The 15,515-nt window shown below is 75.2% G+C and carries 10 protein-coding genes; 8 read left to right on the forward strand and 2 right to left on the reverse strand.

Going from position 1 to position 15,515, the window contains the following annotated elements; all coding sequences use genetic code 11:
* Positions 1-88 precede the first annotated feature (88 nt).
* The 8 genes from wecC (at position 89) to AC0VX0_RS04170 (ending at position 11,061) form a co-directional block, all read left to right on the forward strand.
* Positions 89-1,345, forward strand: a complete 1,257-nt coding sequence (wecC, locus tag AC0VX0_RS04135; protein ID WP_475451924.1) for a UDP-N-acetyl-D-mannosamine dehydrogenase — start codon at positions 89-91, stop codon at positions 1,343-1,345.
* A gap of 49 nt (positions 1,346-1,394) precedes the next feature.
* The gene (locus AC0VX0_RS04140) at positions 1,395-3,200 is read left to right on the forward strand and encodes a glycosyltransferase family 4 protein (protein ID WP_475451925.1); all 1,806 of its coding nucleotides are present in this window, start codon (positions 1,395-1,397) and stop codon (positions 3,198-3,200) included.
* A 112-nt stretch (positions 3,201-3,312) separates the two neighbouring features.
* Complete coding sequence (locus AC0VX0_RS04145; protein ID WP_049158734.1) at positions 3,313-4,623, forward strand: nucleotide sugar dehydrogenase; 1,311 nt, start codon at positions 3,313-3,315, stop codon at positions 4,621-4,623.
* Positions 4,620-5,243 carry an acyltransferase gene (locus AC0VX0_RS04150; protein ID WP_049158735.1) on the forward strand — a complete coding sequence of 208 codons (624 nt, stop codon included), beginning with the start codon at positions 4,620-4,622 and terminating at the stop codon, positions 5,241-5,243. Before AC0VX0_RS04145 ends, AC0VX0_RS04150 begins: the two co-directional genes overlap by 4 nt.
* Positions 5,236-6,339, forward strand: a complete 1,104-nt coding sequence (locus AC0VX0_RS04155) for a DegT/DnrJ/EryC1/StrS family aminotransferase (RefSeq protein ID WP_207476790.1) — start codon at positions 5,236-5,238, stop codon at positions 6,337-6,339. Before AC0VX0_RS04150 ends, AC0VX0_RS04155 begins: the two co-directional genes overlap by 8 nt.
* Positions 6,336-7,322 (forward strand): Gfo/Idh/MocA family oxidoreductase, encoded by a 987-nt coding sequence (locus AC0VX0_RS04160; protein WP_475451928.1) that lies wholly within the window; start codon positions 6,336-6,338, stop codon positions 7,320-7,322. The genes AC0VX0_RS04155 and AC0VX0_RS04160 overlap by 4 nt, the downstream gene beginning before the upstream one ends.
* Positions 7,319-8,932, forward strand: coding sequence for a glycosyltransferase family 4 protein (locus AC0VX0_RS04165; RefSeq protein WP_312026304.1), 1,614 nt, complete (start codon positions 7,319-7,321; stop codon positions 8,930-8,932). Before AC0VX0_RS04160 ends, AC0VX0_RS04165 begins: the two co-directional genes overlap by 4 nt.
* Entirely contained in the window at positions 8,929-11,061 is a 2,133-nt protein-coding gene (locus AC0VX0_RS04170) for a hypothetical protein (RefSeq protein WP_475451931.1), read from the forward strand. Before AC0VX0_RS04165 ends, AC0VX0_RS04170 begins: the two co-directional genes overlap by 4 nt.
* A 56-nt stretch (positions 11,062-11,117) precedes the next feature.
* On the opposite strand, the gene AC0VX0_RS04175 is transcribed toward AC0VX0_RS04170, so the two are convergent.
* A complete protein-coding gene (locus AC0VX0_RS04175) occupies positions 11,118-13,703 on the reverse strand; it encodes a glycosyltransferase family 4 protein (RefSeq protein WP_221848011.1) in 2,586 nt (861 codons plus the stop codon).
* A 20-nt stretch (positions 13,704-13,723) separates the two neighbouring features.
* Positions 13,724-15,514 carry a glycosyltransferase family protein gene (locus AC0VX0_RS04180; protein ID WP_242679276.1) on the reverse strand — a complete coding sequence of 597 codons (1,791 nt, stop codon included), beginning with the start codon at positions 15,512-15,514 and terminating at the stop codon, positions 13,724-13,726.
* Position 15,515 lies beyond the last annotated feature (1 nt).

Genomic DNA, 15,515 nt, shown 5'->3' on the forward strand with positions numbered 1-15,515 from the left:
GCCGGGCGTCGGCGGTAGGGTGGGACGCGTTCGCCCCCGCCCGCCGGTGCCGGGGCCGTCGTGGACCATTCCCCATCGAGGAGACCCCGTGAAGAAGATCGAGACCGTCGCCGTCATCGGCCTGGGCTACATCGGCCTGCCGACCGCCGCCATCCTCGCCGAGAACGGCGTGAAGGTGCTCGGCGTGGACGTCTCGGACCGCACGGTGGACGCCGTGAACGCGGGCACGGTGCCCTTCGTGGAGCCGGACCTGGCCGGGTTCGTCGCGCGCGGCGTCGAGAAGGGCCTGCTCAGCGCCTCGACGACGACGCCGGCCGCGGACGCCTACATCGTCGCCGTGCCGACCCCGTTCAAGGACGGGCACTCCCCGGACCTGGGCTACATCGAGGCCGCGGCCCGCGGCCTGGCCCCGCAGCTGACCGGTGACGAGCTCGTCATCCTCGAGTCCACCTCGCCTCCCGGCGCCACCGAGCACATGGCCGAGGTGATCTTCGCCGAGCGTCCGGAGCTGCGCGAGTCCGAGCTGGACTTCGCCCACTGCCCCGAGCGGGTGCTCCCGGGCCGCGTGATGGTCGAGCTCGTGACCAACGACCGGATCGTCGGCGGCTCGACCCGGCGTGCGGCCGAGCGGGCCCGCGACCTCTACCGCACGTTCTGCGAGGGCGAGATCCTGCTGACGGACACCCGCACCGCGGAGATGGCCAAGCTCGTGGAGAACTCCTTCCGCGACGTCAACATCGCCTTCGCCAACGAGCTGTCCGTGATCTGCGCCGAGCAGGGCATCGACGTGTGGGAGCTCATCGAGCTCGCCAACCACCATCCCCGCGTGAACATCCTGCAGCCGGGCCCCGGGGTGGGCGGCCACTGCATCGCCGTGGACCCGTGGTTCATCGTGGACGCCGCCCCGCAGACCGCCCGGCTGATCCGCACGGCCCGGGAAATCAACGATGGCAAGCCCCAGTGGGTCATCGACCAGGTCAAGGCCGCGGCCTTCGACGTCCAGCAGGCCATCGGCCGGGCGCCCGTCATCGCCGCCCTCGGGCTGGCCTTCAAGCCGAACATCGACGACCTGCGCGAATCCCCGGCCCTGAACATCGCGGCCGAGCTGGCGGGCCAGTTCTCCGGGTCCGACGTGCTCGTCGTCGAGCCGCACGTGACGGAGCTGCCGGCCGCGCTGCAGGGCAAGGACAACGTGCGCCTGGTCGCGGCCGACGAGGCCCTGGACGCCGCCGACATCGTGGTGCTGCTGGTGGACCACTCCGCCTTCGCCGACCTCGGCGACCGCGTGGCCGACAAGCGCGTGATCGACACGCGGGGCCAGTGGCGCACCGTCCCGTCCCTCTGACCCGACGCGGCCCGCGCCCCGCCCGCCCCGCCGATAGGAGCCTGCACCGATGACCGCACGCGAGCGCCCCGCGTCGTCCCGCCGGCCGTTGCTGCGGTCCCTGGCCCTGACCGCCCAGACCGTCCGCGAGCACGTGACGGACGATCCGGTGCTGCTGGCCCTGCAGGTCTCCCGTCGGCTGCCGCCCGCGCTGGCGGGCGGGGCGGCCGACATCCTCACCCGCGTGGGCCGGAACGGTGTCGTGCCCGCACTCGGCCACGAGATGCGGGGCGAGCGCGCGGCGGCCCTGGCCGCCCTCGGCGTGGACGAGGCCGGCCGGCCCGTCCGCGCGTCCCGTCCGAGGGCGGGGAACGTCCGCGGGCTGGTCCACCGGGCCGACGCAGCCCTCGGCATGGGCCGGCCCGACGTCGCCGAGACGCTGCTCGGCAGCGTGCCGGAGGAGCATCGCGGCGCGGCGTGGACGGCCGCCGCCGCACGCCTGGCGGCCCACCGCGGAGACTTGGGCGGCGCAGCCGCGCTCGCCGCGCGGCATCCCCGCAACCGTCATCTCGCCCGCCGCATGGCGGGGGAGCGGGACGCGTTCCGCGGCGTCGCCCCGACCGTGCCGACCGAGCCCGGCTACCGCCCGGTCCCGGGGCGGGTGCTGCACGTGCTGACCAACTCCCTGCCCCACACCGGCTCGGGGTACGCCCAGCGCAGCCACGCGATCCTCACCTCCCTGCGGGACGAGGGCTTCGATGCCGCCGCCGTGACGCGGCCGGGCTACCCCGTGCAGATCGGCGTGCCCTGGGCGGCACAGCGGGATGTCGTGGACGGGATTCGCTACGCCCGGCTGCTGCCGGCGCGGCTCGCCCAGGGCCAGGCCGCCCGCATCCAGCAGCACGCCGAGCTGCTGGCCGCGCACGTGCGTCGACACCGTCCTGCCCTGCTGCACACCACCACGCACTTCGTGAACGCGCTCGCGGTCGAGGCCGTGGCGCGGGCCTTCGGGATCCCGTGGGTGTACGAGGTCCGCGGGCAGCTCGCGGACACGTGGGCGGCGGTGCGCGGTCCCGAGGCCCTGGCCTCGGAACGGTACCGGCTCTTCCAGGAGCGGGAGGCCGAGGCCGCCCGCCGCGCCGACGGGGTCGTGACGCTCGGGGCGGGCATGCGCGACCGCCTGGTCGCGGCCGGGGTGGCTGAGGACGCCGTCGTGCTCTGCCCCAACGCCGTGGGCCCGGCCTTCGTCGCCGAGCCGGCGGACCGGGACGAGGCACGCGCCCGGCTGGGCTGGGACCTGCCGACCGACGCCTTCGTGGTGGGCACCGTCTCGAGCCTCGTGGACTACGAGGGCCTGGACACCCTGCTGCGCGCCGCCGCACGGCTGGCCCCGCACCGTCCCGGGCTGCGCGTGCACATCGCCGGCGACGGCGTCGCCCGTCCCGGGCTTCAGGCCCTGGCCGCGGAGCTCGGCATCGCGGAGCTGTGCGCCTTCCCCGGGCGGGTCGACCGCGAGGACGCGCGCCTGCACCACGCCGCCCTGGACGTGTTCACGGTCCCGCGCCGGGACCTGCCCGTCACCCGCGCGGTGACGCCGATGAAGACCGTCGAGGCCTCGGCCACCGGTCGGCCCGTCGTCGCCTCGGACCTGCCGGCCCTGGCCGAGCTCGTCGAGGACGAGCGGACCGGCCTGCTCGTCCCCGCGGAGGATCCCGCCGCGCTGGCCGCTGCCCTCGACCGGCTCGCGGGGAACCCAGCCGAGCGGGTGCGCCTCGGCGCGGCCGGCCGGGAATGGGCCCTGCAGACGCGCACCTGGGAGGCCAACGCGCGCCGCTATCGGGCGCTCTATGACCGGCTCGGCGTCCACCCGCGCTGATACAGTGACGCTGGCGCCGGGCCTCCCGCACTCTCGTGTTCCGGAGGCCTCCTCGACGCCCGCCCGACGCTCGCCGCGTGGGGCCCGTGCACGGAAGGAAGACTGGACCCGCATGAAGATCGCCGTCGTCGCCCTGGGCAAGATCGGCCTGCCGCTGGCCGTGCAGTTCGCGAGCAAGGGACACGAGGTGGTCGGCGTGGACGTCAACGCCACCGTCGTGGACCTCGTCAACGCGGGGACCGAGCCCTTCCCGGGCGAGGCCCACCTGCAGGAGAAGCTCTCCTCCACGGTAGCCGACGGCCGCCTGCGCGCCACCACCGACTACGGCGACGCCGTCCCGGGGGCCGACGCCGTTGTGCTCGTCGTGCCGCTCTTCGTGGACGACGAGGCCCGCCCCGACTTCGGCTGGATGGACGGTGCCACCACCGAGCTGGCGAAGCACCTGACCCCGGGCACCCTCGTCTCCTACGAGACCACGCTGCCCGTGGGCACCACCCGCACCCGGTGGAAGCCGATGCTGGAGGAGGGCTCGGGCCTGACCGAGGGGGAGGACTTCCACCTCGTGTTCTCCCCGGAGCGCGTGCTCACCGGCCGCGTGTTCGAGGACCTGCGCCGCTACCCCAAGCTGATCGGCGGCCTGACCCCGGCCGGCGCCGAGCGCGCCCGCGAGTTCTACGAGGCCGTGCTGGACTTCGACGAGCGTCCTGACCTGTCCCGTCCCAACGGCGTGTGGGACCTCGGCTCCGCGGAGGCCTCCGAGATGGCCAAGCTCGCGGAGACCACCTACCGCGACGTCAACATCGGCCTGGCGAACGAGTTCGCCCGCTACGCCGGCGCGAACGGCATCGACATCTACCGGGTGATCGAGGCCTCCAACTCGCAGCCGTACAGCCACATCCACCGCCCGGGCATCGCCGTGGGCGGCCACTGCATCCCGGTCTACCCGCGCCTGTACCTGTGGAACGACCCGGCCGCGGACATCGTCCGCACCGCGCGCGCCGTGAACGCCTCGATGCCGGACTTCGCCGTGGACCTGCTCGCCCAGGCGCACGGCGACCTCGCCGGTCAGCGCGTCGTCGTGCTCGGTGCCGCCTACCGCGGCGGCGTGAAGGAGACCGCGTTCTCCGGTGTGTTCGCCACCGTGGGCGCCCTGCGCACCCGCGGCGCCGAGGTCACCGTGGACGACCCGATGTACACGGACGAGGAGCTCACCGCGCTGGGCTTCACCCCGCACTCCGCGGGCGCCGAGGTCGACGCCGCGATCCTGCAGACGGACCACGCCGAGTACCGCGCCCTCACCCCGGCCGACCTGCCGGGCGTGCGCACCTTCGTGGACGGCCGCAACGTCACCGACGCCGACGCCTGGGCGGGCGTGACCCGTCGGGTCATCGGCCTGCCGCAGGACGCCGAGGCCGCCCGGTGAGCGGGAACGTCTTCACCGCCGCCTCGGCCGACGTGGCCGAGGACGCCGTCCTCGGCGCCGGAACCAAGGTCTGGCATCTCGCGCAGGTCCGTGAGCAGGCCCGCCTCGGCGAGCGCTGCATCGTCGGTCGCGCGGCCTACATCGGCACCGGGGTGGAGCTCGGCGACGACTGCAAGGTCCAGAACCTCGCCCTCGTCTACGAGCCGGCCCGTCTGGGCCGCGGCGTGTTCATCGGACCCGGCGTCGTCCTGACCAACGACACCTACCCCCGCGCGGTCAACCCGGACCTGTCCCAGAAGTCCGGGGACGACTGGGACGCCGTGGGCGTGGACATCGGCGACGGCGCCGCGATCGGCGCGCGGTCGGTGTGCGTCGCGCCGGTGCGCATCGGCGCGTGGGCCCTGGTGGCGGCCGGCTCGGTGGTCACCCGCGACGTGCCGGACTTCGGCCTCGTGGCCGGGGTGCCCGCGAAGCGCATCGGCTGGGTCGGCCGGACGGGCCGCCGGCTGGAGGAGAAGGACGGCGTCTGGGTGTGCCCGGACACCGGGGAGACGTTCATCGAGCGGGACGGGGCGCTGCGTCCGGCCGGACCCGCGCAGGAGGAGGAGAACCATGGCTGAGTTCATCCCGGCGGCGAAGCCGCTCATCGGTGACGAGGAGCGCGAGGCCGTGGACCGCGTCCTGCGCTCCGGCATGGTGGCGCAGGGCCCCGAGGTCGCGGCCTTCGAAGAGGAGTTCGGTGCCGCGATGGTGGACGGCCGGGCCTGCGTGGCCGTCAACTCCGGCACCTCCGGCCTGCACCTGGGCCTGCTGGCCGCGGGCATCGGCCCCGGCGACGAGGTCATCGTGCCCGCCTTCACCTTCGCGGCGACCGGCAACGCCGTCGCCCTCACGGGCGCGACCCCGGTCTTCGCGGACGTGGACCTCCAGACATACACCCTCGACCCCCAGGACGTGCGCGCCAAGGTGACGGAGTGGACCGCCGCCGTCATGCCGGTGCACCTGTACGGCCACCCGGCCCGCATGGACGAGCTCGAGGTGATCTGCCGCGAGCACGGTCTCCAGCTGTTCGAGGATGCGGCGCAGGCGCACGGCGCCCGCTGGAAGGGGCGCCCCGTGGGCACCTTCGGGGCGTGGGGCATGTTCAGCCTCTACCCGACCAAGAACATGACCTCGGGCGAGGGCGGCATGGTCTCCGTGGGGGAGGAGGACGTCGCTCGTCGCCTGCGCCTGCTGCGCAACCAGGGCATGGAGGTCCAGTACCGCAATGAGCTCGTGGGCTTCAACAACCGCATGACGGACATCCACGCGGCCATCGGCCGGGTGCAGCTGACCAAGGTCGGCGCATGGACCCGGCGCCGGCAGGAGATCGCCGCCCGCTTCGACGCCGAGCTGCGAGGGGTCACCGTGCCGACGGTGCTCGAGGGCGCCGAGCACGTGTACCACCAGTACACGGTCCGCCTGCCCGAGGAGCTGGCCGGGAAGCGGGCGGACGTGCTCGCCCGGCTGAAGGACGAGTTCGGGGTCGGCACGGGGGTCTACTACCCGGTGCCCACCAATGAGCTGCCCTCCTTCGGCGTCGAGGCGGACCTGCCGAACACCCGCGTGGCCGCGTCCACCGTGTTCTCCATCCCGGTCCACCCCTCGCTGACGGACGCGGACGTCACGCGCGTCGTCGAGGCCGTCAACACCGTGGTGGCGGAGGCCGCCGCATGAGCGTTCTGCGCACCGGACTGATCGGCCTGGGCATGATGGGCCGCCACCACGCCCGCGTGATGCGCTCCATTGAGGGTACCGAGCTGGTCGCCGTCGCCGACGCGATGGGTGATCCGCACGGCGTGGCGGGGGACCTGCCCCTCTACGACTCGGTCCAGGGGCTCATCGACCACGGCGTGGACGCCGTCATGTGCGCGGTCCCGACCGGCCTGCACGAGGAGGTCGGCATGGCCCTGGCCGAGGCCGGCGTGCACGTGATGGTCGAGAAGCCCATCGCGCACAGCACCGAGGCCGGCACCCGCCTGGTCCGCGCCTTCGACGAGGCCGGCCTCGTCGGCGCGGTGGGCCACATCGAGCGGTTCAACCCCGCCCTCCAGGAGATGCGCCGCCGGATCCAGGCCGGCGAGCTGGGCCGGGTCCTGCAGATCACGACCGTTCGCCAGGGCGGCTTCCCCGCCCGCATCGCCGACGTCGGGGTCGTCAAGGACCTCGGCACGCACGACATCGACCTGACCGCGTGGCTGGCGGACAGCCCGTTCACGCGCGTGGCCGCGGAGACCATGACCCACTCCGGCCGTGAGCACGAGGACATGGTGGTCGCCAACGGCCGCCTCGAGTGCGGGGCCATCACGAGCCACGTGGTGAACTGGCTCTCGCCGGTGAAGATCCGCCAGACCGTCGTCACCGGCGAGCTCGGCGCGTTCGTGGCGGACACCGTGCACGCAGACCTGACCTTCCAGGCCAACGGATCGGTCCGCACTCGCTGGGACGCGGTGTCCGCGTTCCGTGGCGTCTCCGAGGGGGACGTCACCCGTCTGGCGATCGAGAAGCCCGAGCCGCTGCACACCGAGCACGAGGCGTTCCGCGACGCGATCCTCGGAGTCCGGCAGGAGCACGTGTCCATGGCGGAGGGGCTCGACACGCTGCGCGTGGCCGAGGCGATGATCGCGTCGGCCCGCACGGGTGAGAGCGTCACGCTGTGAGCGCGGGGGACTGGCGACGCCGCGCCCGCCGGGCCGTCCGCGCGGCGGCCCGACGGGCGCGAGCCCTGCCCGAGCCCGGGCCTCGCGTGCTGCGCGCCGTGTTCGACACCCTCCCACAGGACTCGGACGCCGTGCGTCGGATCCGGTCGATGGCCGCCCCACCCCGCCGGCGCGGCACGCCCCCGCCCCGCTCCGCCGCGCCCGCCCGCGACACCACCCCGGGCTATCGCGGCTACCTCCACCTCGCCGACGTCGGGGACACCTACACCTCGCAAGAGGCAGCGACACTGCTGCAGCTCGAGAACGCCGTGCTCAAGCGGCGCCTGTTCGCGGAGCCGGCGCCCCCGCTGACCCCCACGGGCCACGAGGAGGAGGACCTGGCCGCCGCGCCGAGGCGGGTCGCCGACCACTTCGCACGGGCGGACGCCGCCGCCCAGCTCGGCGACGACGCGCCGCGACACCTGGTCGTGGTGGGCGTGTACCCCACCCTCGAGAACTCCTACGGCAACGGCTTCGTGCACCGCCGGGTCAAGTACTTCCAGGCCGCCGGCGTCCGCGTCGACGTCGCGGTGATCGATCGGTCCGCCGAACCCCGCTCCTACGAGTACGACGGCGTCCACGTGCTGGTGGGCCGGGGAGCGGAGGCCGCGGAGCTGCTGCGCACGCGGCACTACGAGTCCGTGGCGGCCCACTTCCTCGTCCGCTCCCTCTGGGAGCCGATCCAGGACGCGCTGGCGGGGCACCGCTTCTTCGCGTTCATGCACGGTTTCGAGTCGCGCCGGTGGATCCGGACCATGCGCAACCACCGGACCCAGGGGCAGGTGGACGACGCGATCGGCGACACCCTGGAACGCCAGCGCTTCTGGCGCGAGGTGCTCGACCACCCGCACGGCCCCGAGCGGTTCGTGTTCGTCTCCCGCTGGTGGCGCCGAGCGGCTCAGGAGGACATGGAGCTCGTCTTCCCGGCGCAACGCACGGCGATCGTGCACAACGTGATCGACACGGACCTGTTCTGCTTCGTGCCCAAGGACCCCGAGCAGCGCTTCCGTGTGCTGTGGGTCCGCTCCGCGGCGAACCTCAATTACGGCGCGGACCTCGCCGTGCGGGCCCTCGAGCGCCTGCGGGACACGCCCCTGTGGGACCGCATGCAGGTCACCGTGATCGGCGACGGCAAGCACTTCGGCCTCTTCGAGGAGGCCTTCGCGGACGACGCGAACGTCACGGTGGAGCGCCGCTTCGCCGTCCAGGAGGAGATCGCGGCCCTGCACCGGGAGCACGGCGTGTTCCTGGTGCCCACCCGACTCGACTCCCAGGGGGTCTCGCGGGACGAGGCGATGGCCTCCGGGCTCGTGCCCGTGACCAATGACGCCGGCGCCGTCCGGGAGTTCGTGGACAAGGACTGCGCGATGATCGCCGACGCCGAGGACGTGGCCGGGCTGGCCGACGGCCTGCGACGGCTGATGGAGGACCCGGACCTGTTCCTGCGGATGTCCCGGGCCGCGGCAGCCCGGGTCCGCGCGCAGACTTCGCCGGAGCACACCGTGGACCAGGAAATGGCGCTGATGGGTCTGGCGGCAGGCCCGGGCGGGCGAGGGGAGGAGAACGCATGAGCGCCGTGCTGCTGTTGACGGCCGGCACGGGCCCGGCGGAGGGTCTGCTGCTGCAGGACCTGCGCGATAGCGGCCACGTGGTCGACGTCCTCGACGTCGCCTCGCACGCTTGGCTGCGCCGGCGTCCCGGCCTTGCCCCGGCCCCGCTCTACCCGTGGACCGGCACCCACGCCCTGCGCGCTGCCGGCGCCCAGATCGCGCGCGAGATGCGCAGGGTCACGGCCGCGGGCGCCTACGACGCGATCCTCGCCTCCGGGCTCGGCGCCGCGGGCTTCGCCGCCCGGCATGTAGAGGAGGAGTTCATCCCCCTGCTCCGCCGCGGCGACCTGGACTTCTCGGCGGCCCGCAGGCACGCCGAGGAGGACTTCGCGGCCCTGACGCGGGCGGTCGACCGGCTGTTCCTCGAGAACGAATGGGAGTTCGACAAGGCCCTGTCGAAGGGGTCGTGGAGCGCCCACCTCCGCCATCCACGTCGAGCCCTGCCGCCCGAGTTGTTGCCTCCGCTGGCCGAAGAATTCGAGACGCCGAGCGTCGTCGTCCTCCATCCGGAACACGTCGACGCCGATCGCCTCGCCGCGCAGATGGAGGCGCTCCAGACCGCGGTGGACACGGTGCCGGGCGCCTCGCTCCGCAGCCTCTCGGCCTCCGCCCTCTACCGCACCCGCGACCTCGCCGCAGGACGCGCGTTCGACGCGGTCGCGGCGACCCGGCTCGGCGGCGCCACGCACGTGGTCCTCGTGGGCTCGTCGCGAGACCACACTGCCGTCGGCGAACTCCTGGTCGGCACCGGCTTCGCGGAACGGCTGGTGGTGGAGGACACCATCGGCTCGGGCGCGTGGGCCGCGGGCCATCCGGGCGTGCGGACGGGGCGGGGGCTGCGCCTCGTCACGGAGCTCGCCGCGGCCCTGCGCGGGGGGCCCGAGCCTCACTCCGCCGTCGACGCCGTCGACGACGGCACCACCGACCTGCTCGCCGCCTACCGCACGGCGATGACCGGGCGCGTGGACCGGACGTTCGAGGACCTCGCCGTGCTCCGGCACGACGGCCCGCTGGACGTGTTCTTCTCCACCTCGCCGCTCGAGGACCGCACCGACGGGGCCCGTCCCCAGCGGGTGCGCAACATGAACGACGCCCTCTCCGAGCCCGCCGCGGCGCTGCGGCTCTCCTCCGTCCCGGGCGTCTTCGACCGGCGGCTCCGGGTCCTGGACGAGGCGCTCGCCGCCGGCCGTCCCCTCGGACTCCTCTACGGCGAGAACTCGACGTCGCCGATCCCGGTCGGCCGGGTGACCGCCGCCCTCGCGGACGTCATGGCCCGCTTCTCCGCCGGCGGCGGCACGAGCGTCTGGTTCGTGCGTGACCTGCACTGGCTGGACGAGATCGACGGGTACCTTGAGGACGCCGACGCGCGGCGCGACGTCCAGGAGCGTGGGCTCGCCGAGTTCGACGCGATGGCGGCGGCCGCGGACCGGCTGGCGGCTCCGTCTGCGGAGTCCGGGGAGGGCTTCGACGCCCTGCTGGCCCGCCACGGCCGCGGGCCCGTGGACTGGCTGCCGCTGCCGCCGGCCGTGTCCCCGGCGAACACCGTCCCCGCCGATGCCCCGGCGATCGGCGAGGAGGGCGTCACCCTGCTGTACGCCGGAGGCGTGGGCGGGATCTACGGCCTGGGCCAGTACCTCACTGCCGTCGGGACGCTTGACCCGCAGGTGCGACTCGACTTCGTCGTGCGCGCGGGGGAGCGTTCCGTGTTGGAGGACCTGCTGGCCGAGCACGGCCTGGCGGACCGGCCCGGGCTGCGGATCACCACGGTCCCGCTCGAGTGGTACGTCCCCGCGACGCGGACCGTGGTGGGCGTGGTGCTGCTGGGCGGCGAGTACGCCCGGTTCAGCTTCCCCTACAAGACCATGTCCTTGATCGAGCGCGGCTACCCCGTGCTCTGCTTCGCGGACATGGGGATCGCGGACTTCCTCGAGCGCAATCGCGTGGGGCTCGGCGTCGCGCGCTCCTCGGAGGCGATCCGCGCCGGCATCGCCGCGCTCGTGCGGGGCGGGGCGCCCGGCATGGCCGAGGCCCAGCGCACACAGTCCTGGGCCGCCCGGGTGGCCACCGCCCGGGCATCGGCCGAGGACTGAGTCCCGGCCCCACCGGGGGGCGCCCATCCGGGGACCCGGGAGGGGCCCGTCACGGATCACACCGCGGCGGGCTCGTCCCTCGTCTCCGCGGGGCTGAGCAGGGCCTGCAGCCGCGCCAGCACGGCTTCGGGCGCGTGCAGCCGTGCGTGGTGCTCGCGCGCCCGCTCCCGCCGTTCCCGCGCGGCCGCCGACGTCTCCTCCAGCAGGCCCAGCACCGTGGCGAGGAGCGTGGCGTCGTCGGTCTCGGTCACCGGCGGGGCGCACTCGTCCGGCGCGGGAGTCACCGGCGGCCCGGCGACCACAGCGTTGCCCGCGGCCAGGGCCTGCAGGGCCGCGATCTCCAGTTCTCCCGTGTGCAGCGGGGCCACGACGACATCGCCGTGGAACGCGTCGGGTCGACGGCGGAACCGGGGACCCGACGGGGCCTCGACCGGGATCCCGCGTGCGGTGAGTTCCGCGACCAGCTCGTCCACGGCCGCCGACTCGGCCGAGGTGCGGTCCCCGGGCAGGATGAGCACGCTGCGGGGGGCGGACGCGCCGTCAGGGCCGGGTCCCCGGTCCGTCGGCGTCGGGATCGGTGCCGGCAGCCAGAGCACGCCCGGCGTCAGCAGCGCCTCCTCGCGCCGGTGGGAGAGCACGGGGACTCCGGCGGCCAGGGCGGCCTGGAACGGGCGGCCCTGACGCCGGATGCGGCGGTCCAGCGCCGCCCGCGCGTCCGGGTCCAGTCCTCCCCAGGGGTGGCCGGGGACGGCCGTCAGCCGCCGGTCGACGCCGGCCAGGATCCGCTCGCCGGCCACGAGGGCGACCTGGCGTCCGCGAGCCCGGAGGGAGAGCAGTTCATGGACGGGGGACTGCTCGGCCCGGCCCCACAGCGGCCCCTCGCCCCCGCTGAGGACCGTGCCGTGGGCACGGTCGTCCGTGACCCAGTCGTGCAGGACGCCCCAGACCGCCTCGGGCCCGCCCACGGCGAGGCCGCGGCCCTCGGGGACCTCCCGGGGCGGCCGCTGCGTCGCGGGGCCGGCGTCGGCGGGCCAGGCGTCCAGGAGGGGTCGGACCGTGGGCGGGTCGCCCACGACCAGGAGTCCGCGGGGCCGGGGATCGCGCGCGGGGTCCGGGGCGATCTCCACGGGCGGCGGCGCGGCGGGCGTGGGCACGAGACGCCGCCAGAGGCCGTGCAGCGCCCGCTCGGCGGCCTCCCACCCGTGGCGGGCGGTGATCTCCGGGGAGCGCGCGGCCGCGGTCAGCTCGGTCCGTCGCGCCAGGAGGTCGCGCACGGCCCGGGCGAGGTCCGCCGCGTCCCCGGGGGCGAACACGGTCCCCACCCCCTGCTCCCGGACGAAACGGGCCTGCTCGCGCAGGTCGGACACGATCAGCGGCAGACCCGCCAGCAGGCATTCACGCAGCTTGGTGGCCACCGCGCTCTCGTGGGCCGGGGTGGGAAGCAGAGGGCTCACGCCCGCGGTGGCGGAGGAGACGTACCACGTCACAGAGGCCGAGGGCACGTAGTCGACGATGTGCATCCGGTCGGCGACGTCGAGCTGGGCAGCCCGGTCGCGCAGGCCCTGCCGGGCGCCGGGGTCGGGGGAGCCCACGAACGCGACGTGGACGCCGGGCAGCAGCGGCAGGGCGTCCACCAGCGTGCCCACGCCGCGGACCTCGGCCAGCTTGCCGACGTAGACGAGCAGCGGGACGTCGTCGGATAGGCCCAGCTCGGTGCGCAGGGGCAGGCGCTCGGCCGGGTCCATCGGGACCTGCGTGCCCCACGGCCCGTTGATCACCGTCACGGGGCGTTCCGGCAGGGCGTGGTACTCGCGCATCCGGTCGGCCAGTCCGTCCGTGACGGCGACGACGGCGTCGGCCTCGTGGATCAGCTCGGCCTCGGCCGCCTTCCACGCGATGCGCTGGTCCACGGGCCCGGGCATCATCTGGCCGGGCAGCCACTCGTGCGCGTCGTAGACCCACGGCACCGGCGACAGCCCGCGCGCGGCGCGGTAGCGGTCGTAGGCGGCCGCGGCGGGCAGGGGATGGCGGTCGTGCACGTGGACGAGGTCGGGCGCGAGGTCGATCAGGGCACGCAGGAAGCCGTCCTCGTAGTCCGCGATCAGGGGCCAGACTTCGCGCCAGGCGCCGGTCCGCCCGGCGGCGAAGTTCTTCAGCGCGCGCCGGCCCCGCGCTGCAGCCCGGCCTCGGCGGCCCCGCGCCGGGCCGAGGCGGCCCAGGCGACGGGCGGCCCGGCCGAGTCGGCCGCGGGCCCCGTCGGGCAGGGCGTGGGGCGACAGCCCGCGCACCACGGCCTGGGGCAGGCCCGCCCCTGACTCGTGGGCGAGGTCCCAGGCGGTCATCGCCGCGGCCTCCTCGGGGTCCAGCACGGCGGACCAGTCCGTCGCGTCCGGCCGGGCGGTCCCGTGCAGGGTCTGCCAGGCCAGGTGCCGCCGGAACGTCACGGGCACGCGCAGGATGGGCACGGACCCGTACCGGCCGAGATTGAACGTGGTGCGGTGGGAGACGCCCACCACGACGACGTCGTAGCCGGCGCGCACCGCAGAGACCGCGGCCTTCTCCACGCGCGAGTCTCCGACGACCTGGTTCCCCACCAGCATCGCCATCCGGGGTCGGCGGGGGGCGGGCGTGGCGACGGGCATGGGGCTCCTTCTCAGCAGGGTCAGGTGGCGGCGCTCCCCAGGATCCGACGGACCAGCCGAGGCACGACGTTATCCTCAGCATAGGTGTGCGCCACGTCTCGCCGGGCCTGGGCCACGGCGGACCGCCAGGCCCGCGCGTCGGCCGTCGCCTGGCGAAGGGCCTCGGCCATGGTGGCCACGTCCGGGCTCAGCCACGCGGCGGGGTAGAGCAGGTCGGCGCCCGCCCACGCGAGTGCGGCTGGCAGACAGCCGTGCGCGGCGCCGTCGGGCAGCGTGAAGTGGAACGACTCGAAGTCCGAGACGGAGAGCGCGACGCCCACCCGGGCATACCACGCGGGCATGTCCGGCCCGTGGGGGTCCCAGGCCACGGTTCCGGCGAGCATCGGGTCGGTATCGATGCGGCGCAGCTGCGCCCGGTAGTAGGCCGCCGCGGTGGGGCGCTGCGCCATCCAGCCGACCTCCTCCGGGTGGTGGCCGCGGATCCGGAGCGTGTGGCGGGGCTCGACCCGCCGGAGCGTGGCCAGCAGGTCGAGGGCGCGGTGCAGTCCCTTCCGCTCGGGCAGCACGCCCACCAGCCCGAGCACGAAGCGCCGCTCGTCGTCGCCGTCCGGGAGCGTGGGCGGCACGGCCACCGCGTTCGGCACCACCGAGGTCCGCGCGGCCGGGAAGCGGATGTCCCGCAGCACCTGGGCGCGCACGTGCTCGGCCACGAACACCCACTCGTCCAGGGCGTCCTGACGCACCCGGGACGGGAACGCGGTGCCCGCCTCCTGCAGGTGGAGCCTGCTGGTCAACCGCGTGGTGCGGTGCGGAGAGTCCAGGTGCCGGGAATACCAGGCGAGATTGCCGAGGCTCCATTCGCAGTGCACCACGTCCGCCCACGCGGCCAGGGCGCGGCTGCGCTCGACGTCGTGGCGGGCATGGCCCCGCCAGGCGTCCACGCGCACCTCGTGCCCGTCCGCCCGCAGCCGGTCCATCAGCGCGCCCGCGAACTTCAGGTCGTGGCCCGCGACGACGACGCGGCGCGGCTCCGCGGTCACCCGCACCCGGGGTGCCGGCGCGGCGGGTGGGCCGGCGGCCTCGGCGGGCGTGAGCGAGTCCAGGCGCGCCGCCCGGCCGGCGGCGGCCAGGCGCTCCCACGTCTCAGCTGCCCGGTCCGGTCCGATCACGGCGCGGCCCGCGCGTGCGGCCGCGCGGGCGAGCGGGGGGTCCAGCCGGGTTCCCTCCGGGGCGAGGACCGCGTCGACGAGCCCCAGTGCGGCCAGGACCCGCGCCCGGCCGGTCGCCGTCGCCGGGTCCGGGCACGCGACGACGAGCACCCCGGGGAGGCGGCCGCCGGCGGTGCGCAGGGCGGCGGTCAGGGCCCGGCGGGAGGCCGGGTCAGACATCAGCACCGTGTGCAGGCCGGGCGCGCCGGCGGGCATCTCCAGCTCCGCGCAGCGCCGGCCGGCCAGCTCGGCGGCCGCCTCGACGGACCAGCCGCGCCCGGCCGGCCCGTCCACCGGCAGGAGCAGGACGGCCGGCGCGTCGGCCGGCCGGGGCCCGAGGGGGGAGAACGCGTCGAGGGAGGGGACGCGCGCACCCGTCAGGGCGCGGCGCAGCGCCGCCGCCGCCGGGAGCGGGAGCGCGGCCGACGCGTCCGGCACGTGCACGTCCGCCGCACGCCAGGTGCGCTCCGGGAGGGTGGCCAGGCTCCGGGCGCCGCGTGCCGCGCGGAGGGCCGAGGCGCCGGCGTCGCCGGCCGTGGCGGCCGCGCGCTCGCCCACGATGCGGGCCCGGCCCGCCCAGCGACGCAGCCGCGGTCCGGCCATG

This window comes from Micrococcus sp. iso_26 (genome assembly GCF_056172975.1).

What these genes read in the sequence shown, in the direction of transcription:
- AC0VX0_RS04180 (WP_242679276.1), bottom strand. Translation starts at nt 15,514, where the DNA reads ATGGCCGGACCGCGGCTGCGTCGCTGGGCGGGCCGGGCCCGCATCGTG.
- AC0VX0_RS04155 (WP_207476790.1), top strand. Translation starts at nt 5,236, where the DNA reads ATGGCTGAGTTCATCCCGGCGGCGAAGCCGCTCATCGGTGACGAGGAG.
- AC0VX0_RS04175 (WP_221848011.1), bottom strand. Translation starts at nt 13,703, where the DNA reads ATGCCCGTCGCCACGCCCGCCCCCCGCCGACCCCGGATGGCGATGCTG.
- AC0VX0_RS04145 (WP_049158734.1), top strand. Translation starts at nt 3,313, where the DNA reads ATGAAGATCGCCGTCGTCGCCCTGGGCAAGATCGGCCTGCCGCTGGCC.
- AC0VX0_RS04170 (WP_475451931.1), top strand. Translation starts at nt 8,929, where the DNA reads ATGAGCGCCGTGCTGCTGTTGACGGCCGGCACGGGCCCGGCGGAGGGT.
- AC0VX0_RS04140 (WP_475451925.1), top strand. Translation starts at nt 1,395, where the DNA reads ATGACCGCACGCGAGCGCCCCGCGTCGTCCCGCCGGCCGTTGCTGCGG.
- AC0VX0_RS04160 (WP_475451928.1), top strand. Translation starts at nt 6,336, where the DNA reads ATGAGCGTTCTGCGCACCGGACTGATCGGCCTGGGCATGATGGGCCGC.